This is a genomic window from Diaphorobacter sp. LI3, assembly GCF_022807955.1.
GTDB classification, from domain to species: Bacteria; Pseudomonadota; Gammaproteobacteria; order Burkholderiales; family Burkholderiaceae_C; genus Diaphorobacter; species Diaphorobacter nitroreducens.
The window spans coordinates 371069-390264 of sequence record NZ_CP094346.1; the positions used below are offsets into that span (position 1 = coordinate 371069).

Below are 19196 nucleotides of genomic sequence, written 5' to 3' on the forward strand. Positions count from 1 at the left end.
CTCAGTGTTCAGAAGTGACCTTCTCGAGTAGATCGGCGACTTCAACACTGAAGTACTCGCATAGCTTGTCCAGCACCTCCAGCTCGACGCGCTCCGCCGTCTCGTAGTAAAGCCTAGTCAGCGTCCCGCGATTGATGCCGGTGTCCCTGGCTACATCACTGATCTTGAGCTTGCGCTCCCCTAGCAAACGGGCGAAGTGGCAGCGGATCATGTGTTGAAAATGAATAAATTGATCTTTTGAAGATCAAAATGACTTGACGTGGTGTAATGCGCTTGCATAATGACCTGCAGAAGATCAAAAAACGCTTATGTCGCGCAAGATGATCTCTCAGTGTAGTGGCTTCACCAAAGGAGAACCAGCCATGCAAGTCGCATTGCCTGCCTCACAGGCTTCCACCTATCTGACTACCGATGAACTGGCAGATCGCATCAAGTACGACGCCAGGACCATCAGGGATCGTTTGAAAGACAGTGTGCTGCTCGAGGGGCGGCACTACATCCGGCCGTTCGGAGGTCGCAAGACTCTGTACATCTGGGAGGCGATCGAACAGGACATGGCTATGCACTCACACCAAAGTGCAGCACCAATCCCCTTGGTGGGTGGAGGTGCGCTCCATGGGTAGTGTGCGAAGCCGTCTGGAAACCGGCCAGTTGTTTCTAGATTTCAAGTACCAGGGTCGAAGGATGCGAGAACAGACTGCACTCCCAGACACCCCCGCCAACCGCAAACGCCTGCAAAAGGTCCTGGAGCGTATTGAAGCAGAAATCGCCCTGGGCGCCTTTGACTACCAAAAAACCTTTGGCAAGTCCCTGCCTGTCGCGGAGATCGAACCCCCGCAGGAGGCTACGCCTGCCGGGCCTGCACAAGGCGCGTTGAAGCGGCCTCCCAGCACCACCCCGCTGTTTCGCGACTTCGCCGAGGTGTGGTTCGCCGAAGCCGAGGTGACATGGAGGCGCAGCTACAGCATCACGCAACGCGGTGCTCTGGACAAATACCTCATCCCCTTCTTCGGGGACAAGGAGGTCGGCCAGATCACCAAGGCAGACGTACTGGCTTTTCGGGCATCACTCGCCAAAGCTCCTGCCCGCAAATCCAGCAACACCCTTTCCAACCGACGCATCAACTCCGTCATGAAGCCTTTGCGACAGATCCTTAACGAAGCGGCCGACCGCCTCGAGTTTACGTCCGCCTTCCGCAACATCAAACCTCTCAAGATGAAACGCAGCGACGTCATGCCCTTCACGTTGGAGGAGGTGCAGCGCATCTTGACCACGGTGAGAGCGGACTACCGCAACTACTTCACCGTGCGCTTCTTCACAGGCATGCGAACCGGCGAAGTGCATGGCCTCAAGTGGAAGTACATCGACTTCGAGCGCCGCCTCATCCTGGTGCGCGAATCCATCGTGCTCAACGAGGAAGACGAGCTCAAGACGGACGGCAGCATGCGCGACATCCAGATGAACGAGATGGTCGTTGAGGCCCTGCAGGCACAGTTCAAGGCACGGCATCCGGAATCGGAGTACGTGTTCAGCCTGCGTAGTGGCAAGCCCATCGACAACCAGAACTTTCTCAACCGGGTCTGGGCACCGCTGCTGCGCCACCTGGGTCTGGAGCACCGCCGGGCCTATCAGATGCGGCATACGGCAGCCACGCTGTGGCTCGCCGCCGGGGAAGCGCCGGAATGGATCGCGCGCCAACTGGGCCACACCAGTACCGAAATGCTGTTCCGTGTGTACAGCCGGTATGTGCCCAACCTGACGCGCCGCGACGGCTCTGCCATGGAGCGCCTGCTCAAGCAGCACATCTCGTTGGCGCCCGTCACGGGGAACGTGACCCCCGTGATCCTGGCGCTTGAGTCCTCACCGGCAGTGGCAACCACGACCTGACCACCACGCTTTTTTGAACCCACGCCAAACGCCCAACGCGCAGGGCAGGGCGCAGCCATGCCTGCATCCTCCCCGCAAACCCGATATCCCGAACCTGCACCTCGAGTGCCAATGAGTTCGATATGAACGCATCACTTCACCTACATCAAAGCCGTGCTCCCATCTTCCCGCGCGCACTGATGCCAAAGCGCATGTCGCACCAATCCTGCGACGCGGTCACGCAATACCGCGAAGAAATCCATGCCCGTATGCCGCATGCCGCACAGGGCGTGCTGAATGCCTTCATGCGCGATCTGTTCAGCGACGATGACCTGGTATGTGCCTATCTGTATCCCGTGGCAACGCCTGCGGGCAAGCCGGCGATCATGCCCCTGGACCTGTGCGAACGCGCAGCAAACCAGGCGAGCCGTTACCCGGGATTGCTGCACCACCACGAAAGAGAACTGGCTGCCGTCGCTGCCTTTGTGCAGTCCTGTGGCTACTACTGGTGTGTCCACCAACAAGCCACGGCTCAGCACTCTGCTCAGGGCATTCACACCATGCGCTCCTGCCGCAGCCGCATAGCCGCAGCGCACAAGGCGTTCCTGGAGGAGCCGCTCAGGCAACTGCGCCGCAGCCATGCAGATCTGGGCAGCACACTGGCTCAGGTGCTGGGAATCGACCAGGACGACGCAGCGGACCCGCAGCAGGTAGCACGCATACAGGCTGCGCTTGGCAGTGCCAGCATGCAAATGCCGTAGCAATCAAAATGAAGGAGCGGACATGAGAGTTTATGAACTGAAGTCGACACCGGTGGTCGCGCAACTCATCTGTGACCGCTGTGCAGCGCAAGCCCGGCACGATGAGGGCGACGGCCTGAACAACTTCCTGCAGCTGGGGTTCGATGCAGGCTGGGGTTCAGTCCTGGGCGATGGAACGCGGGTGGATATCGACCTGTGCCACAGCTGCCTGAAGGAAACGCTGGGCCCCTGGCTGCGGCTATCGACGTCCGCATGGGCCCGAACTCCCGAGGCTTGACAACGGCACCAGATGACAACAATAGAGTGTCCATCCACGAGGCGTGCTGCGCTTGCGCTCCCCCCAAACCGCAGCGCATGGGGGGAGTGGTTCTGCAGGAGATCCGTTTGGTAGTTCTCTACAAGATGAAAGGAAATGCACCATGGGCGGCTTGATCACTTTGTTCCTGATCGGTAGCGTGATTACCGGGTTTGCCATGTACGTCGCCACGCGTGAAACTCAACCCAGCCTCAGCGCTGCCAACTACACGTTGGAGTGCACACGGGACGATGACGGAAGGTTTCTGGCCGAGATGGTCCCGGAGGTGCCGGGCGCACGGGCCTGGGGAGCCACGGCCGAGGAAGCCATGGCGAAAGCGCAGGCTGCGGCCCTGAGAATTCTGGCGCAGCGGCTGGAGCAGGGTGAGGTCAAGACGCGCAGCATCCACATCGAACTGCGAGCGCCTGCACAAGCGGCGAATGACCCGGCCGCAGAACCCAGCCGCTAGTGGGCTGCGAGCAGTTGGGCGGATGTCGTTATGAGATTCTGTGCGGAGGTTGCGCTATGGGTATGAGCTTGCTGGACGTGCTGTCCATTGCGGTGGTTGCCGGATTCGTTGTTCTCGGAATTTTTCACTATCGGCTTGATAGGAAGAGAGCCAAAGCCGATAAACGCTGAGAGGGTTCAATACTTCCTTGAGCGGGGCATTTCCTCTGATCTGCCCTGCTTCAACTATGACATGTCTTGAAATTGACAGGCTTCGTCCCGCTTGGGTTTGGATCAAGAGAGTCTGGATAAACCGGGGGGGGGTCACCCTGGAGATGGAGCAACGTGAAGAATCCACACTATGAATATCTGGGCAGGCGTATGCGTGAATACCACCGCACGCACCAGTGGCATTTGTCGGAAGGCGGCCTGTACATCCGGCATGCCTACAGCGATATGGGACCGGACAGTCTGTCTTACTGGGATGAAGTGGGGTTCATCCTCAATCGGCGACGCATCATGGTCTGGTGGCGCCACCCCCGCCATCTCTACGCGGACGCCATTTCATCCATGGCCCGGGAGGAGGCGGGAGATGGGCCATGTGACAACTGGCCCTGCGAAGGGGCTACCAAAAACTACAAGATGGTCGGGAAGTCGGGCAAACGGAAGAAGCTGAGCAGCTACACCAGCCGAGCACCTTCAGAGGCTCAGACGCAGCACTACACCAAGCTGCGGCAGATCAAGGAACGGCTGACCCGGGAAGGCATCGCGTTGGAGGTCCGACCCTCATGGAAATGGGAGCGCCTGCGTTGGGCAATGGGCGTGAGCCTGGTGGCGCCGCTGGAAGTGCGAAACGAGAAAGAATTGGCGCAGGTCGCTCATCTGGCCCGCGCACTTATTCTGCAGAAGATCTCGTTGGCCCAGGAGTTTCCAGGCTTTTTGTACGACCGGTCCAGCTGGTTGCGCGAACAGGCTGGGCTGACGTCCCGCCTGGCCGTCTCCCATGAAATGATGGCCTAAGGCAATACTGAAAAAGTCTGTGTGTACCGACAGGGTTGATCACTTGAACTATTTGCTCGCTATCAACGCACCGACGGAGACCGTATGGAGCGAATCGCGCTTGCGGTTGAGGGCTGCTTTGGGCTGAGAGCAGACTGTCACCGCAGCGCGTACTGAACCGCCCCGGGTTTTGAGGAGGCCAATCCATCTGAGAGGATTGAGCCATGACGAAGTCGAACAAGTTTTCACCGGAGGTCCGCGAGCGGGCGGTGCGGATGGTGCAGGAGCACCGGGGGGAGTATCCGTCGCTGTGGGCCGCCATTGAATCGATTGCCCCCAAGATCGGCTGCGTGCCCCAAACGCTTAATGAATGGGTCAAGCGGGCTGAAATCGATGCGGGCATGCGCGAGGGCATCACGACGTCGGAAGCGCAGCGGGTGAAGGATTTGGAACGTGAGGTCAAGGAGCTGCGCCGGGCCAACGAAATCCTCAAGCTGGCCAGCGCGTTTTTCGCCCAGGCGGAGCTCGACCGCCGCATCAAGTCCTGAGGCTGTTCGTCGACGAACACCGCGAGTCCTTCGGGGTCGAGTCGATCTGCAAGGTGCTGCAGATTGCCCCCTCGGGCTACTGGCGCCATGCCGCTGCCGGGCGCAATCCTGCGCTGCGCAGCGAGCGCAGCAAACGCGATGACACCTTGGCGCCGCAGGTGCAGCGCGTATGGCAGGCCAACATGCAGGTCTACGGCGCCGACAAGGTGTGGAGGCAAATGAACCGCGAAGGGGTCACGGTGGCGCGCTGCACCGTCGAGCGGCTGATGCGCCAACTGGGCCTGCGGGGCGTCATTCGCGGCAAGGTGGTTCGCACCACGGTTCCCGATACCAAGGTGGCCTGCCCGCTCGATCGGGTCAACCGGGTGTTCAAGGCCGATCGCCCCAACCAGCTGTGGGTCTCGGACTTCACCTACGTCTCGACTTGGCAAGGCTGGCTGTACGTGGCCTTCGTGATCGACGTGTACGCCCGGCGCATCGTGGGCTGGCGCGTGAGCAGCACCATGCGCACGGACTTCGTTCTGGACGCACTGGAGCAGGCCTTGTATGCCCGCCAGCCCGAGCGCGATGGGACCTTGACCCATCACTCGGATAGGGGATCGCAATACGTGTCGATTCGCTACTCCGAGCGGTTGGCCGAGGCGGGCATTGAGCCCTCGGTGGGTAGCGCCGGCGATGCCTATGACAACGCCTTGGCCGAGACGATCAACGGCCTGTACAAGGCCGAATTGATCCACCGCCGGGCGCCTTGGAAAACCCGGGAATCGGTGGAACTGGCAACGCTTGAATGGGTGTCCTGGTTCAACCACCACCGGTTGCTCGAACCCATCGGCTACATACCCCCAGCCGAGGCTGAGGCAAACTACTACCGGCAACTCGCCAATCAGGACGCCATCGCTGCCTGACTTAAACCAACCGGCCTCCACAAAAGCCGGGGCGGTTCATACTGACGACTGCTCTCGACCCTTAGCGGTCGTCCGACGTACAGAAGCCGCTTTGTAGCGAGGCTGTGTGAAAACGGCGATAGCTGACTTTCACGGGGGTATGTTGACCATTCCCCGTTCCGAGATCGTGCGTTGTAGGCCGTTCTGAGCGGTCGACTTTTGAGCGAACCGAGAAATCGGAGTCCGAACTCGCGTTTCCACACAGCCTCTAGCGGTTGCAGCCCCCCTCCAAACGCGGCGCCCATCTGCGGTAGGGTGGCACGGAACGGACGTTCGCACGGCCTCCAGGTTGCGCATTCAAGCGCTTATATGCACAATTCGTCGCCACGGCGCCAGCCGAAGTTTTGTGCGAACTTGAACCGGGCTCCTCCCTCTATTCTGATTTCCCTCTTCATGGCTCTCCATGCGGTGGGTGCTAAACGCACAACACCTGCCGACACTGATTCGGAGAAACCATGTCAGCTTTTTCTACGTGGGCGTTTCGCCTCAAGAACCTCCTCTCCAGTGCAGGAGTGACGATCTCGCTGGGGCAAGCTCAGGAGTTGCTCGCGTCTGGCCTGGGGCACAACACACGCGCATCGTTGCTCGCCTCTGAGGCGGGCGTTTTGCAACGCGCGGACCACGTTATCTTTCTCGCTGGAGCTGTGTGCAAGCGTGCCGAAACACTTGGCATTGATCTGTCGTCCATCAGTTCTATTAGCGAGGTTTTCGACATCTTGGACGATCCAGACGAAGAGCTTGCTCCTCAAGGCGTCTACTACCTGCGTCAACCGCGACCCACCGGCCCTGTCAGTGAGGAGTCCTTTCGAGATCGCGTCTTCGCGACTGTCGAGGGATGTGATCATGTCCTCCAGCACGAAATAGCAAAGGAACTAGGAGGAGTACGGGCCAAGACTGTTGCCGAGCTGGTTGAGTGCGCAGTGCCGCTGTCCGATGCGGGACACGAGTGGACTTGGACTTTTACCGGCTGGACCCGTCTGGTCAACAAAACCGAAGGTTGGCACGTACCAGTGCAGGGGACGCTCGTCTTTGCAAGGCTAGGACGTACGCTTTTAGGCTCCGGCAGCATAGTTCGGCTAGCAAGGACTGGAGAACCTCAGCAGTTCGATGACGATATGGATCAGGGTGACGTTTACGGCTACGACGGAAGCGACTAGAGCGGAGTTATTGATCTGACCAGCTGTAAGTATTTGACTTTCATATGAGTGGTGCCGCCGCAGGCCCCGCGGCACCACCTCATTCACCTCGGCGCGCATCTTTACGGGCGACGCGTGCTTCGTGCATTTCCTGCCTCTTGACTCGGCTCTCATCTGTGCGTGTTCGGCATTCAATGATCGGTGGCTTTCGGTCAGGGCAGCCTCTGCGTGCAGCGCGCACAGGCGGCAGCTTTCAGTCTGGCGCTATTGAGATAGCCCCCTGATTCCCCGGCCCCGTCCTGTCGCTTATCTTTGGAGATAGGAACAGGACTGTGCATATGACTAGGCATACGGAGTCAGTAGAGGTAATAGTGAAGGACCAGCGCCGCAGGCGCTGGTCCCTGGCGGAGAAAGCGGCCCTGGTGCGGCGCACTTACGAGCCAGGCATGAGCGTGTCGCTGGTGGCTCGCCAGGAAGGCGTCTCGGCAGGGCTGCTGTTCCAGTGGCGCAAGCTCGAACGCCAGGGGGCATTGACGGCCGTGTCCGCGGGTGAAGCCGTGGTGCCGGCTTCGGAACTGGCGGCTGCCCGCGCGGAGATCACCAAGCTCCAGCGCGTGCTCGGCAAGAAGACCCTGGAGAACGAAATCCTCAAGGAAGCCGTGGAGTACGCAGCCGAAAAAAAGTGGATTGCGCGCTCGCCCTTGTTGCCCGGGGACGACCAGTGAAGACAGTCTGCCGGACGATGGGGCTGGCGCGCTCACACGTGCGCGAGCTGCTGGCGCGCGATGAAGCATGGACCGATGGCCGCAGGCACCGCAAGCCCTGTGGTGATGCCGAACTGCTCGCCGAGTTGCGCCAGGAGATTGCAGAGCTTCCCAGCTACGGCTACCGGCGAGCCTGTGCCCTGGTCAATCGCCAGCGCGCTGCGCGGGGCGCGCCCAGGGTCAATGCCAAGCGCGTCTATCGCGTGATGGCAGCAGCCGGCCTGCTGCTGCCCAAGGCACCGCGCCGACGCCAGTCGGCACGCACGCATGAGGGCCGTGTGGCGGTCTCGCGCAGTGACTTGCGGTGGTGTTCTGATGGCCTGGAAATCAAGTGCGACTCCGGCCAGACTGTGACGGCCACGTTCACGAAGGACTGTTGCGACCGGGAGGTCATGGCTTGGCGTGCCTGGGAGGGCAAGGGACTGCCGGGCGAGCCCGTGCGCGAGATGCTCATTGAGGCGGTCGAGCGCCGCTTCGGCGCGGTGGAGGCAGTGCCGGCGGGCCAGGAGCTCGAGTTCCTGAGCGACAACGGTGGGGCTTACATCGCAGCCGAGACGCGAGCGCTGGCCCGCGCACTGGGCCTCAAACCCATCCAGACGCCCGTGTGCAGCCCGCAGAGCAACGGCATCGCCGAGAGCTTCGTCAACACCTTCAAACGCGACTACGTGGCCCGCATGGTAAGCGTGGCCCCAAGGCCCTTCTTGTGAGGAGCGGAGGGTCAATGCAGGATATGTCCATATGCAAGACAGTGGACACACCCCAGAGTGGAACGGCCCGACGGTGGAGCGAGTCATGCGCAACGGCAAGCGCATCTACGTCTCGGCCTTCAAGGCCTGGCTGGTGGAGCAAGCGCTCAAGCCAGAGGTTTCGGTTGCCGGCCTGGCACTTCGCCACGGTGTCAACGCCAACCAGCTTCGCAGCTGGATGAAACTCGAGCACTGGCAGTCCTCACCTCATACGTTGTTGCCGGTCACGGTCGTCGCAGACGCTCGGCCAGCTGAGGTGGTGGCCACCACAAACGCTCGTCAGCCAACCCAACCCAAGGGGGTGATGGAGATTGAGGTGGGCGGCACTGTCATCCGTCTGCGCGGCCCAGTGGATACCGAGCAACTCAAGGCGGTGCTGGCCGTGGTGCGCGCATGATCGGTTTGCCAGCGAACACGCGGGTGTGGATCGTGGCCGGCCACACCGACATGCGCAAAGGCTTCGACGGTTTGGCGGCAATGGTCCAAGGAGCTTTGAGCGAGAACCCGTTCAGTGGCCACGTCTTTGTCTTTCGCGGCCGGCGCGGCGACATCCTCAAAGTGCTGTGGTTTGATGGCCAAGGTTTGCTGCTGCTGAGCAAGCGGCTCGAACGCGGCCGCTTTGTCTGGCCGCAAGCTGCATCCGGCGGCGTGTCTCTGACCTCAGCCCAACTCTCGATGCTGCTTGAAGGCATCGACTGGCGCATGCCGGCGCGCACGCACCGTCCCGATCTGGCGGCGTAAAGCTTGGCAGTTGCGGGTCATTCCCGATGAGGTGAGACAGCAGAGTTGGGCATACTCAAAACCGTGCCGACGCCCCATCAACCGCCCCAGAACATCGACGAATTGCTGCGCATCATCGCGGCGCGCGACAGCGAGGTGGCCCTGCTCAAGTTGATGGTCGACAAACTCAAATTGCAACTGCTGCGCCGGGTTCGCTCCGAATTCGGTACCTCCAGCGAACAGTGGTCGGCGCAGATGCCTTTGATCGATGGTGGCGAGACCGCGATGGTCACTCGAGCCAAGGCCGCATCTGCACCGGCCCCCGCCAATGACCCGCAGATCGACCGCAGTCTGCCCGCGCACCTGCCGCGCGATGTTCGGGAGCACCTGCCCGAGATCAGCGACACGCACCAGGACACAAATGGCCAGTCCTGCGGGTGCACCGCTTGTGGCGCTCGACTGCGTAAGATAGGACAGGATGTCTCCGAACAACTGGAGTACGTGCCTGCCCACTTCAAGGTGATCCGGCATGTGCGTCCCAAGCTGGCCTGCGTGGCGTGCCATGCCATCTTCCAGGCCAGCGCACCCAGCCGCCCCATAGCGCGCGGACTGGCCGGTGCCGGCCTGCTGGCCCATGTGCTGGTGTCCAAGTACTGTGACCATTTGCCTCTCTACCGCCAAAGCGGCATTTACGCCCGCAGCGGTGTTGAGCTGGACCGCTCAACGCTGGCCGGCTGGGTTGACCAGGCCGGTCAATTGCTTGATCCCCTGGTGGCCGCACTGGGGCGCTACACCCTGGCGGCTGCCAAGATTCATGCCGACGACACCCCCGTGCCGGTGCTGCAGCCCGGGCGCGGCAAGACCAAGACGGGGCGCTTGTGGGTGTACGTCAGAGATGACCGTCCGATCGGCTCAAGTGCGCCACCGTCGGCCTGGTACCAGTACACCCCAGATCGCAAAGGCGAGCATCCAGAGCGCCACTTGAAGAAATATCGCGGCATTCTCCAGGCGGATGCCTATGGCGGCTGGGGCAAGCTGTACGCCTCAGGACAGATCACCGAGGCAGCATGCTGGGCGCACGCGCGCCGACCGTGGTGGGACCTGTACCTGAGCAGCGGCAAAGACGAGACGTCTATCGCAGCACAGGCGCTCAGACGCATTGCCGATCTGTATGCCATCGAGCGTGACATTCGGGGAAAGCCTCCCGACATTCGACAGGCCCAACGCCAGGCGCGTGCCGGGCCGCTGCTGCAGGAGATGCACGTCTGGTTGAGCCAGTTGGTTGGTCGGGTGTCGGCCAAATCGGAGTTGGCCAAAGCCATTGGCTATAGCCTGACACGCTGGCAGGCTCTGACGCGGTATTGCCAAGATGGGCGCATCGAGATGGACAACAACGCAGCAGAGCGGGCATTGCGCGGGGTGGCTTTGGGACGGGGCAACTACCTGTTCATGGGATCGGATGCCGGCGGCGAGCAAGCGGCGGCGATCTACAGCCTGGTGCAAACCGCCAAACTCAACGGGATTGACCCCGAGGCCTACTTGCGGGAGGTGCTCGGCCGCATAGCCGACCACCCCATCAACCGCATTGATGAGTTGCTGCCCTGGAACCTGATGCGGCAGTCCCGTCAGGCGGATCAACAACGCAAGGCGGCATGAGCGTGTCTGGCATTGACCCGCGGGTGCTGGACGCCCTGCAGAACGCAAGCAGCCTGGAGCTGTTCCAGCTCAGCACGCTGATCGAGCGGCTGCTGGCCGACCCACGCCGCATCATTGCCGTGCGCAAGGACATGAACCTGGGTCAAACCGTGCGCTTTGTGGACTGGCGCGATGGCAGTCTGCGAGAAGGCAAGGTGGTGGCCATGCGTGACACGCAGGTCACGTTGCAAGACCTGCGCGAGCGCAAAGAGTGGAAGTTGCCTTACGCCGCGATCGAACCGCCCTTGCCCGATCCTGCAACACGCCCTCAAGCTGTGGCGCCAGAGCCGCCGGCCGCCCCCCGACCGACGCGCAACGACTTTCGCTGCGGCGAGAAGGTCGCCTTTGAGGACAAGTACCTGCAGACCGTGGTGGGCACCATCGTGCGCATCAACAGCCGCACTGCAACCATCGACCCCGGTGATGGCACGCAGTGGCGCGTAGGCTTCGGCTTGCTGCGACACATCCTGGACGTCTGACTATCCCATAAGGACCTCGTCAAGAGGGTGCTGAGCTGACGCTTACCCCGCATGGACCTGCGTGATGCAAGGACGGTGCTGGCCCAACTGCCGGCTGCCTTCGAGCACTTCAACGAGGTGCACCCACACTCGTCGCTGAAAATGTGTTCGCCTCGTGAGTTCAGGCGGCAGCAGGCCGCCCGGGTGCGGCTGGAGCCATCGGTGGACCAGACGCTTTATTGCGAATAGGACGGGGCCGGGAATACGGGGGCAACATCACTATCGCTCGCGCCTTCGTGGCGAACGACAGTTTCTGGCCGACTGACGACGCCCACACCCGGTGACTGCCTGTCCTAAACCGGACGCCCCGAAGGCCAGCTTTGCGGTGCTGCGCTCACAAGTAGCCAGGCCCGGCTTCGGCCAGTAGTGGTCTGCCATGGCAGCGTCTTGAGCAGCTGCTTCAGGCTGGTTGCTGTCATTTGGCTTCAATGCACGAATGACTGCGGCCACCGGCACCAGTCATTTGCCAGAACTCCGCATCACCGTACGGTCCAGAACACGAAGCGGCCGTTCATTCATCGTTGCCAGGGAGTTCTAGCCTCGAAGGGTCAGGTGCTGTGACTTGCTGCACCTGATGTGTACGTCCTCTCGGCCAAGTGGAGCACTTTGGCTGGCTTGCGACGGTTCGAGTAAGCGCGCGTGGGTGAGCGGCGGTTTCGGTACCCTTGCGGAAATGGTCGCACCATCCAAGCGGACATTGCTCGAGCCGTTACTCGTGGCCGCCGTTCTTGATCCAGTCCACCACATGGTGCTTGTCGGTGGGGTCGTACCGGCTCAGGTGAGGAAGGCCTGCCACGAACACCTCGCCCCACGACATCTGAGCGTTGAATCCCTTGACGGACCAGTCGCCGTGGCCAGAAGGTGCATAGCGCTGGCTGCCGCCATACAGTGCGTGAAGGTAGCCGTAGGGTGAGAAGCTGGAGTTACCAAACGTGAGGATGAGGCGGGGGCGCACGATGCTCAACAGGGCTTCGTGCACAGGCCAGCATAGCTTGGCGTGCTCAATGGAAACGCCGCTGGCATCCCTGCTTTGCATGAAGATGAGGTTGGTGGACAGCACGTCGCGGGTATCAGCGCCCAGCTGACTCAGAAGCCAGCCCACCCGCTTTTGAAGTGGAGCCTCGCCGGGCTTGTAGGAGCCGCCTCCGTTGTCCCAGGCCTCGTCAAGGTAGGCGTTTTCCTCGCGGCTGAGCAAGGTGGCCAGGCGCTCCCTGAGCGATACTCCGCCCTGGCCGCCGGGATTCAATCCGAGAAAGTAGATCTCGCCCGGTTTAATGGTCTCGTGGCTGCTGTAAAGGAAGGCGCCGCTTTGGTCCAGTTGCCCGTCCAAGGAGCGGGCGGCGATTTCAGGGATATCGTGTTTTGTCATTGCTTTGGTTGACATTAGGCTCCTCTCCTGTGTGGCGCGGCAGATTGAATGGCAGACTTTCATGGTACCCGACGAAAAAACATCATCGAACGCGCCTCGCCACAATAGGGGACGTGGTAGCCCGAGGCCATCAGCCTATTGGCGCTTAAAACGACGTGGAGCCTGTTGCGAGTCCGGTGGCGCATCCTGCTGCCGGTCTTACCTTGACAGGAGTTCCCCCATGAGCAAACCGAACATTAAGAGCCACCTTGGCCACTTTGAGCGTGACGGCATTATCTGCCGCCAGGGTGACGACGATCTGCTGCGTGCGCATCCGCTGTCTGCACCTGTTCCATCCGATTGCCCGCCCCATCCCCCAGACGATCTGGCCAATGCCGGCTTGACGGAATCGGCATTGCCGTTGGAGCGGAGTGATTGGTCGCCAGCCGATGATTCGAATCGATCGCCAAGTATTTCAAAGGGCCTACCTAGCGGTGACGATCCCTATCTTGAATGTGCCGACTCGCTACTTCCCATGGGGGAGTCTTTTCCCATTAGTTTCCTACAGAGGCGTTTTCGAATTGGCTATTCTCGGGCGGTTAGGCTACATGAGGCCGTGATCAAACGACGGGCTGATTGGGAATCGAATCACCGTTCTGGCAATGGCTGACTTGGCCGCCACACCACGCCGCAGTCCCATCGGGCCGGTGCGGCGGAGTCAAGTCACTGGCATTGCTCAATAAAAAAGGGCCGCCTGAAAGCCGCTCCCCTACTGTTGTGCCGGTCGCTTTACTTCTGGTCCTTGGAGGTTGCTTCGGACGAGAAGATCAGCTGCAGTTGCGCGGTGGCTTTTTGTCAAGACATGACGGTCCGTCTACTGGCTATTCCGTCCGCATCAGGCTGAACGGAGTCACACAAAAGCGAGTCTTGCCGGCCCTCAGTGATCGTTACGTGTCCTTCGACGAACCGTGCCTCATGCGACTGCCGTGTATCCCGGACCGGGTACTTGACTAGCTTCGGCCGCTGTTCGATCGCAAGCGACCGTGAGATATGCGATGAGCTTGCACTACCGACCATAAATATCAATGATGGAAAGGACGGCATATCTTGCAATGCTTGCTGTGCTTCCTACAGCTGCCGTTAGGGCCGTCGGCTGTCGCTGGTTCCAACGACTGCTTGGTGGTAGGCAGGGTGAATCCGCCTTGCGGCGGCCACCGGCAGCAACCGCTGCAAAGCTGCCATGCGCTGGAAATCAACCAGCGGCGGCAACGAGTCGATTACAGCTGATCGTGTTGTTGGATTGTTCATGAGAAAAACGACAGTTCAGTAGCGCTTCCAAATGAAGGTATTGGCCGATCAGCGCAGTCGGTAGACTGTGCCGATGCTCCTCTTTCTTGACTTTGACGGAGTCATGCATCCGGTCGGATGTAGCGTTGATCGCTACTTCTGTCACCTTGATCTGGTGCAGGATTGGCTGCGCAGACACCCGGCAATCAAGGTCGTCATCTCATCGAGCTGGCGGACGGCTCATCCTTTGGATGAGATCCAAAGCTACTTTGCCGAGGACCTTGGTCATCGGGTCATTGGCACTACGCCCATTGGGATAACGAAGGCTGGTGAGCTCCCTTCGTACGAGCGAGAGGCGGGGATTGAAGAGTTTCTTGCTCGCAACTCTCTTACAAACACTGCCTGGGTGGCCATTGATGACCAGCCCCACCTTTTTTCTCCCGCTTGCGATCGCTTGGTGGTGTGCGATGGGGCTATCGGCCTGACGTATGCGCACTTGGAGCAAGTGGACTGCCTTCTGGCTCAGTAGTTTCTTGGCCCCGGTGCCACCGCAGCTCGCGCGTGGCTCGGACCACCTGCAATCCGCCCGCGTTATATACCGGCGGTGCCTATGAGGTTGTGGGGCTCCTAGTAGCTGCTATCCACTTCCACCAACTGGAACTGGCTCGCATAATAGCGCAGCCGTCCCTCCGCCGTGGTCACCCCAGGTGGGTAGAACTTCTTCGATTCGATGAGCGTTTTATCGGTCTGACCTGCAACCCGCCACCCGTACCAAGGCAATAGAGAATCCGCGCAACCGAGAGGAAGCGCGATGCGCAAGAGCAGGTACACGGACGAACAGATCATTGGGTTCATCAAGCAGGCCGACGCTGGCATGAGCGTTGCGGACCTGTGCCGCCGAGAGGGTTTCAGCTCGGCCACGTTCTACAAGTGGCGAGCCAAGTTCGGCGGCATGGAAGCCAGCGACGCCAAACGGCTGCGCGACCTCGAAGCCGAGAACAACCGGCTCAAGAAGCTACTGGCCGAAGCGGTGTTGGACAACGAGGCGCTGAAGGTGGCCTTCGGCGTAAAGCGCTGAGCCCACCGGCGAAGCGACGCGCGGTGGGCAAGATGTTGGAAGAGACCTCGATCAGTGAACGGCGCGCCTGCGCTTTGGTGGGACTGTCGCGCGACAGCTGGCGGCACCCGCCCCAGCGCGCACAGCACGACCAGGCCACGAGTCAGCGCATCGTCGAGCTCGCGCACGAGCGGCGTCGCTTCGGCTACCGGCGCATTGCCGACCTGCTGCGGGCTGAAGGCACGAAGGTCAACGACAAACGCGTCTATAGGCTCTACAGGCTGGCTGAGCTGTCGGTGCGCAAGCGCCGCGGCAAGCAGCGCCTGAAGCTCGAACGCGTGCCGCTGCACCAATGCCAGAGCGTCAACGAGGTCTGGAGCATGGATTTCGTCAGCGACAGCTTGGCCAGTGGCCGGCGCATCAAGTGCCTGACCATCACCGATGACTTCAGCCACGAGTGCGTGGATATCGCCGTCGACCACGGCATCGGCGGCGAGTACGTAGTGCGCGTGCTGGAGCAGGTGGCGCGGTTTCGCGGTTACCCGCAGGCCGTGCGCACAGACCAGGGGCCCGAATTCACCAGCCGAGCCTTCATGGCGTGGGCGCAGGCCAGGGGCGTGCGCCATATCCTCAACCAGCCCGGCAAGCCCACGCAGAATGCCTACATCGAGAGCTTCAACGGCAAGTTCCGCGACGAGTGTCTGAACGAGCACTGGTTCCAGAGCCTGAAACAGGCCCGTGCCGAGATTGCGCGCTGGCGGGCTGACTACAACGAGATCAGACCGCACAGCAGCTGCGGCCGGATTCCCCCAGCAAAGTTCGCAGCGCGACATCGACAATCAACTGGCGGCGCCGTAACGGCGCCGCTTCAAACCCAGGAGTAATCTCCTTTAACCAGCGGATTTTCTCAAAACGACTGGTACGGGTATTGGGGGCAGGTCAGGTCCACGAGGCCGTGCCCACGAGCAGTGCTAGGAGCGCTCTCGGCTTGGAAACCGCTATCGTAGAAGCGACTTGCCGTTCGCCGTGCAGGACTTTGGTAGAGATGGGTGTACCGATCGCCCTTGCCCGCCCTTGCTCGCAGTTGCTTGCCTTCGTAGCCAGGCCATTGCGGGCAAAAATGAGGGTCCTACGGCAATCCGCCTTGGTCTCCCTTGGCCATCCTTCTCCGTTGATCGTTTTATTTGGCCCGCCACTTGGCCAGCAGGCGGGCTTGCAATGCTAGGCGTTCTGGTTTCAACTTGGTGCGTCGGGCTGCAATGCTCTCCGCCACCGCACGCTGGCGGTACGGGTCGAACCAGTGTTTTCCGTCCTTGGCCATATCCCAGGTGCTGGACACGGAGTGCCGGTGCACCGGCAACGGATCGCCATCCGGGGGGAGAGACGCTAGTTGATCGCGCTCGCGAGATCGCCAACGCTTGTGCCACAGCCGCTTGTCATCGGCCTCCGAGGGTGCATTGGCGATACCGAATATTGGTGTCTTGCGGCGACTGCGGCTCATACGGCATCCTCCCAGCTTTACAAAGCTCCGGCAATATCGCCAACGTTGACGTTGGCCACCTCAGGTGGTGCAAGTCAATAATCCATCACAACTTGTTGGTCTGCGTCGGTAGGTGAGTCGCGCTCCCACACGGACATGATGGCATTCATGTCCATCCATGGAGGTTGGCCACCCTGCCCACCAACGGCAAGGTAGCTGGCCCCGATTAGCGCGATCAACCTGCCCCGAAACGCATCGTGGACAGTACCGTCCACGGGCTGATCAAACTAAACACGCATCCTAGGCGCGAGTTCTTGGCATTATCCGGCTCGCTGCAGGCGGCAGCAGCCGCTGATTGCTGGTCGACGAGTCCCCCGTCCCCTAATTGTCCGTCCAGTAGCAGCCACGGCTCCTGACGCACTCTGTCAGGTATCAGCGCCGACTGCGCTTCCAGCCTAAAACTTGAAGGACTGCATTCGGGCTTGCAGGGCAGTATGTGCAAATTTCGCACGCACTGCCGGCGACTTTCTCGCCCAGGTTGCCGTTGTCCCAAATATGCGGATCAGGCTCTCGGGGTGACAGGCCGGAATCGGCGTTGAGTCAACCGTGTTGGGCAGTGGTCTTGAGTGGTGCAAAGTGACAATTAATTGTCGTTTTCGCCCAAAACGATAGTTAAGTTATCCTGCGCATCGACCACAACACAAAAGTTGGCCCCCACCACAACTCCGATGAAGACGCTCGCCAACTTCGCAGCCACCCTTTCCGAGGCCAAGCGCTCTCAGAAAATCACGGCCAAAGAACTCGCGCAGCGCACTGGACTGTCATCACTCGCGGTACGGCAGATCCTGTCGGGAACGCGTGCACCACGGATCACCAATGCGATGGCGTTGGCGCAGGAGTTGGGGCTTGAACTGGTATTCGTTCCAACGGTAGTGGCAGATGGCATTGAGCGGCCGCTCAAGAAACCGGGGCGTACCGTGGTGACCGACATCGAGAGGATGCTGGGTGTCCGGCCCGATGGAATCGGCGGATGAGGTGAGGGACGTGGATGATCCGGTACGGGGTTCGCTGGCCTGAAGCAACGGCAGACATGAATGCACGCCCGCCCTCTACCCTTTTGCGGCTAGATTGGGTGGCTTGACCCGTAAGCCTCACCCACGTAGGCTGCCCGCATGACCCTGCCTGTTCCTCCCACCGTGTTCGGTCTGGACACGCTTGAACTCACGCAATGGGTGCAGCGCGCTGTGCACGAGGCGGTCGTTGCCAATGTGCAAGCTGCAGTTCCGTTGACAGGACTGGTTGCTGGTCGTGTGCAGACCCTGCAAGCCAGTGATCCGAGAATCCCGGAGTTGCTTAGCGCCCGAGCAGGCGCAACACCCAAGCACCGCAATCACTCGTGATCATGGCCTTGATGCCGAACAGCGCACTGCACTCAAGCCTTGGCTGGCAGATCGATTCGCAGTAGACCTGCTGTTTCTTGTAGCCAGGTACCCGCGCGGTCAACGCAGGCCTATCGTTGGCTACTGCTGCTTGTGAGTAGGGGCTGCAGACAATGACGGGCCTGTCAGCACCAGCAATGTGCAAATTGTGCACATTGCCTTACTCCGCAATCTGCTTGCGCGCAGCGCGCACCCCCATGTTGAGCACCTCGCGCACGCGCTCCAGTTGCGCAGCGCGGGGCATCACCTCGCCCGTTTCCCACTTGTAGACACTTACCACCGAGACGCCGAGCAGCCGGGCCATGTCCTTTTGGGTCAAGTGCAGTGCATGTCGCTTGGCAATCAGCGCTTCATGGCTGAAGGTGAATTTGCGTCCGCCACGGGCTTTGCTCGCTGTGGGTTCCACGGTCGGCGCCGCTGCCAGCGTGCGCGCATTTCCTGAACCAGCCTTGGATCGTCCCTGGGCAGCCTGCTGGCGCTCCGCGGTGGCGTCCGTCTTCTCCTGGGCCCTCTCCTGGGCCTTTGCCAGCCCGCGCAGCTGTAGGGTCAACGCCTTGAGGTCGCGCTTGAGTGCGGCGATCTCGGAACGCTGTGCGGTGACTGCTTTGCGCAAGTGGCCCAGTTCGCCTTTGATCTCTTTGCGTGCCATGCGCATGACTTCGGAGCGGAAGGCGTCGGAGAAGGCTGTCATTGATTCAACTCGGTTTTGTCAGTAGCGCCAAGCGTAGCAGGCGCCAACCAAAAACCGCCCGGCGGCTGCAGCACGCGGGGCGGCTCCTGGAATGGGTGTGACGGACTTACTTGCCTGCCTTCTCCGCCTTGCGCTTGGCGGCCTTGGGATCGACCACGGCCTTGAACTTGGCGCCGGGCACAAACTTGGGCACGGTGGATGCGGGGATCTTCAGGGCCGCGCCAGTGGCGGGGTTCTTGCCGGTGCGGGCAGCGCGCTTGGCGGACTTGAACGTTCCAAAGCCCACCAGTTGCACCGCATCGCCCTTCTTCACGGCGGTCTGGACGGTCTCGATCAGGGTTTCGAGGACGGCGTTGGCGGCCGTCTTGGACAGTTCGTTCTTGGAAGCAAGGATCTCGACGAGTTCGGCGCGGTTCATATTGGTTGGTTGTTGTGAGGAGGAAAGCTCGATTTAT

22 protein-coding genes, 3 pseudogenes and 1 other annotated feature are annotated in these 19196 nt (G+C 60.9%); of the genes and pseudogenes, 19 read left to right on the plus strand and 6 right to left on the minus strand.

The genetic code is table 11. The features are described 5' to 3' along the window. Position 1 precedes the first annotated feature (1 nt). Positions 2-211 carry a helix-turn-helix domain-containing protein gene (locus MRB47_RS01760; protein ID WP_252101736.1) on the minus strand — a complete coding sequence of 70 codons (210 nt, stop codon included), beginning with the start codon at positions 209-211 and terminating at the stop codon, positions 2-4. 151 nt (positions 212-362) lie between these two features. Here MRB47_RS01760 and MRB47_RS01765 point away from each other — a divergent pair, with 151 nt between their 5' ends. From MRB47_RS01765 to MRB47_RS01830, 14 genes and pseudogenes are all read left to right on the plus strand, one after another. Next, positions 363-623, plus strand: a complete 261-nt coding sequence (locus MRB47_RS01765; protein WP_252101737.1) for a hypothetical protein — start codon at positions 363-365, stop codon at positions 621-623. Next, positions 616-1887, plus strand: coding sequence for an Arm DNA-binding domain-containing protein (locus tag MRB47_RS01770; protein ID WP_411275744.1), 1272 nt, complete (start codon positions 616-618; stop codon positions 1885-1887). The genes MRB47_RS01765 and MRB47_RS01770 overlap by 8 nt, the downstream gene beginning before the upstream one ends. Before the next feature lie 284 nt (positions 1888-2171). Further along, positions 2172-2627, plus strand: coding sequence for a hypothetical protein (locus tag MRB47_RS01775; RefSeq protein ID WP_252101739.1), 456 nt, complete (start codon positions 2172-2174; stop codon positions 2625-2627). Positions 2628-2649: 22 nt separating this feature from the next. Then, positions 2650-2904, plus strand: coding sequence for a hypothetical protein (locus MRB47_RS01780; RefSeq protein WP_252101740.1), 255 nt, complete (start codon positions 2650-2652; stop codon positions 2902-2904). A gap of 142 nt (positions 2905-3046) precedes the next feature. Next, positions 3047-3391, plus strand: coding sequence for a hypothetical protein (locus tag MRB47_RS01785; RefSeq protein ID WP_252101741.1), 345 nt, complete (start codon positions 3047-3049; stop codon positions 3389-3391). Positions 3392-3714: 323 nt separating this feature from the next. Then, positions 3715-4389 carry a hypothetical protein gene (locus tag MRB47_RS01790; RefSeq protein ID WP_252101742.1) on the plus strand — a complete coding sequence of 225 codons (675 nt, stop codon included), beginning with the start codon at positions 3715-3717 and terminating at the stop codon, positions 4387-4389. Between the two features lie 203 nt (positions 4390-4592). After that, positions 4593-5821, plus strand: a protein-coding gene (locus MRB47_RS01795; RefSeq protein WP_252101743.1) for an IS3 family transposase whose coding sequence is annotated in 2 segments (ribosomal slippage) — positions 4593-4881 and positions 4881-5821 — 1230 coding nt in all. Because the reading frame shifts where the segments join, the coding sequence is not laid out codon by codon here. Further along, positions 4871-4987 (plus strand) — a sequence feature (AL1L pseudoknot). It overlaps the preceding gene by 117 nt. A gap of 494 nt (positions 5822-6315) precedes the next feature. Then, the gene (locus MRB47_RS01800; protein WP_252101744.1) at positions 6316-7017 is read left to right on the plus strand and encodes a hypothetical protein; all 702 of its coding nucleotides are present in this window, start codon (positions 6316-6318) and stop codon (positions 7015-7017) included. Positions 7018-7334: 317 nt separating this feature from the next. Then, positions 7335-8437, plus strand: a pseudogene (locus MRB47_RS01805) (IS3 family transposase); the annotation flags it as partial. A gap of 115 nt (positions 8438-8552) precedes the next feature. Next, positions 8553-8903 carry an IS66-like element accessory protein TnpA gene (gene tnpA / locus MRB47_RS01810; protein WP_008903582.1) on the plus strand — a complete coding sequence of 117 codons (351 nt, stop codon included), beginning with the start codon at positions 8553-8555 and terminating at the stop codon, positions 8901-8903. After that, the gene (tnpB, locus tag MRB47_RS01815) at positions 8900-9247 is read left to right on the plus strand and encodes an IS66 family insertion sequence element accessory protein TnpB (RefSeq protein WP_008903583.1); all 348 of its coding nucleotides are present in this window, start codon (positions 8900-8902) and stop codon (positions 9245-9247) included. Before tnpA ends, tnpB begins: the two co-directional genes overlap by 4 nt. A 63-nt stretch (positions 9248-9310) precedes the next feature. Then, a complete protein-coding gene (tnpC, locus tag MRB47_RS01820) occupies positions 9311-10882 on the plus strand; it encodes an IS66 family transposase (protein ID WP_034693102.1) in 1572 nt (523 codons plus the stop codon). Next, complete coding sequence (locus MRB47_RS01825) at positions 10879-11400, plus strand: hypothetical protein (protein WP_008903585.1); 522 nt, start codon at positions 10879-10881, stop codon at positions 11398-11400. Before tnpC ends, MRB47_RS01825 begins: the two co-directional genes overlap by 4 nt. Before the next feature lie 63 nt (positions 11401-11463). After that, positions 11464-11628: pseudogene (locus MRB47_RS01830) on the plus strand (IS3 family transposase); the annotation flags it as partial. A 520-nt stretch (positions 11629-12148) separates the two neighbouring features. Here MRB47_RS01830 and MRB47_RS01835 read toward each other — a convergent pair. Continuing rightward, positions 12149-12823, minus strand: a complete 675-nt coding sequence (locus MRB47_RS01835) for a uracil-DNA glycosylase family protein (protein ID WP_252101745.1) — start codon at positions 12821-12823, stop codon at positions 12149-12151. A gap of 205 nt (positions 12824-13028) precedes the next feature. Here MRB47_RS01835 and MRB47_RS01840 point away from each other — a divergent pair, with 205 nt between their 5' ends. Together MRB47_RS01840 and MRB47_RS01845 are read left to right on the plus strand one after the other, a co-directional pair. After that, on the plus strand, positions 13029-13457 hold the full coding sequence (locus tag MRB47_RS01840) for a DNA translocase FtsK (protein ID WP_252101746.1): 429 nt from the start codon (positions 13029-13031) through the stop codon (positions 13455-13457). Between the two features lie 711 nt (positions 13458-14168). Beyond that, the gene (locus MRB47_RS01845; protein ID WP_252101747.1) at positions 14169-14603 is read left to right on the plus strand and encodes an HAD domain-containing protein; all 435 of its coding nucleotides are present in this window, start codon (positions 14169-14171) and stop codon (positions 14601-14603) included. 101 nt (positions 14604-14704) lie between these two features. Here the strand turns inward: MRB47_RS01845 and MRB47_RS01850 are convergent. Then, a pseudogene (locus MRB47_RS01850) lies at positions 14705-14854 on the minus strand (DUF72 domain-containing protein); the annotation flags it as partial. 31 nt (positions 14855-14885) lie between these two features. Between MRB47_RS01850 and MRB47_RS01855 the strand changes: the two are divergent. Beyond that, positions 14886-16015, plus strand: a protein-coding gene (locus MRB47_RS01855; RefSeq protein WP_376738321.1) for an IS3 family transposase whose coding sequence is annotated in 2 segments (ribosomal slippage) — positions 14886-15141 and positions 15141-16015 — 1131 coding nt in all. Because the reading frame shifts where the segments join, the coding sequence is not laid out codon by codon here. A gap of 296 nt (positions 16016-16311) precedes the next feature. Here MRB47_RS01855 and MRB47_RS01860 read toward each other — a convergent pair. Beyond that, positions 16312-16632, minus strand: a complete 321-nt coding sequence (locus tag MRB47_RS01860) for a hypothetical protein (protein WP_252101748.1) — start codon at positions 16630-16632, stop codon at positions 16312-16314. 707 nt (positions 16633-17339) lie between these two features. Here MRB47_RS01860 and MRB47_RS01865 point away from each other — a divergent pair. Then, positions 17340-17645: a helix-turn-helix domain-containing protein gene (locus MRB47_RS01865; RefSeq protein WP_252101749.1), complete on the plus strand. Its 306-nt coding sequence runs from the start codon at positions 17340-17342 to the stop codon at positions 17643-17645. Positions 17646-17783: 138 nt separating this feature from the next. Then, positions 17784-18011 (plus strand): hypothetical protein, encoded by a 228-nt coding sequence (locus tag MRB47_RS01870; RefSeq protein ID WP_252101750.1) that lies wholly within the window; start codon positions 17784-17786, stop codon positions 18009-18011. 199 nt (positions 18012-18210) lie between these two features. Here MRB47_RS01870 and MRB47_RS01875 read toward each other — a convergent pair whose 3' ends face one another. Both MRB47_RS01875 and MRB47_RS01880 read right to left on the minus strand, forming a co-directional pair. Beyond that, complete coding sequence (locus MRB47_RS01875) at positions 18211-18741, minus strand: helix-turn-helix domain-containing protein (protein WP_252101751.1); 531 nt, start codon at positions 18739-18741, stop codon at positions 18211-18213. A 106-nt stretch (positions 18742-18847) separates the two neighbouring features. Then, a complete protein-coding gene (locus MRB47_RS01880) occupies positions 18848-19159 on the minus strand; it encodes an HU family DNA-binding protein (RefSeq protein WP_252101752.1) in 312 nt (103 codons plus the stop codon). Between the last annotated feature and the right edge of the window lie 37 nt (positions 19160-19196).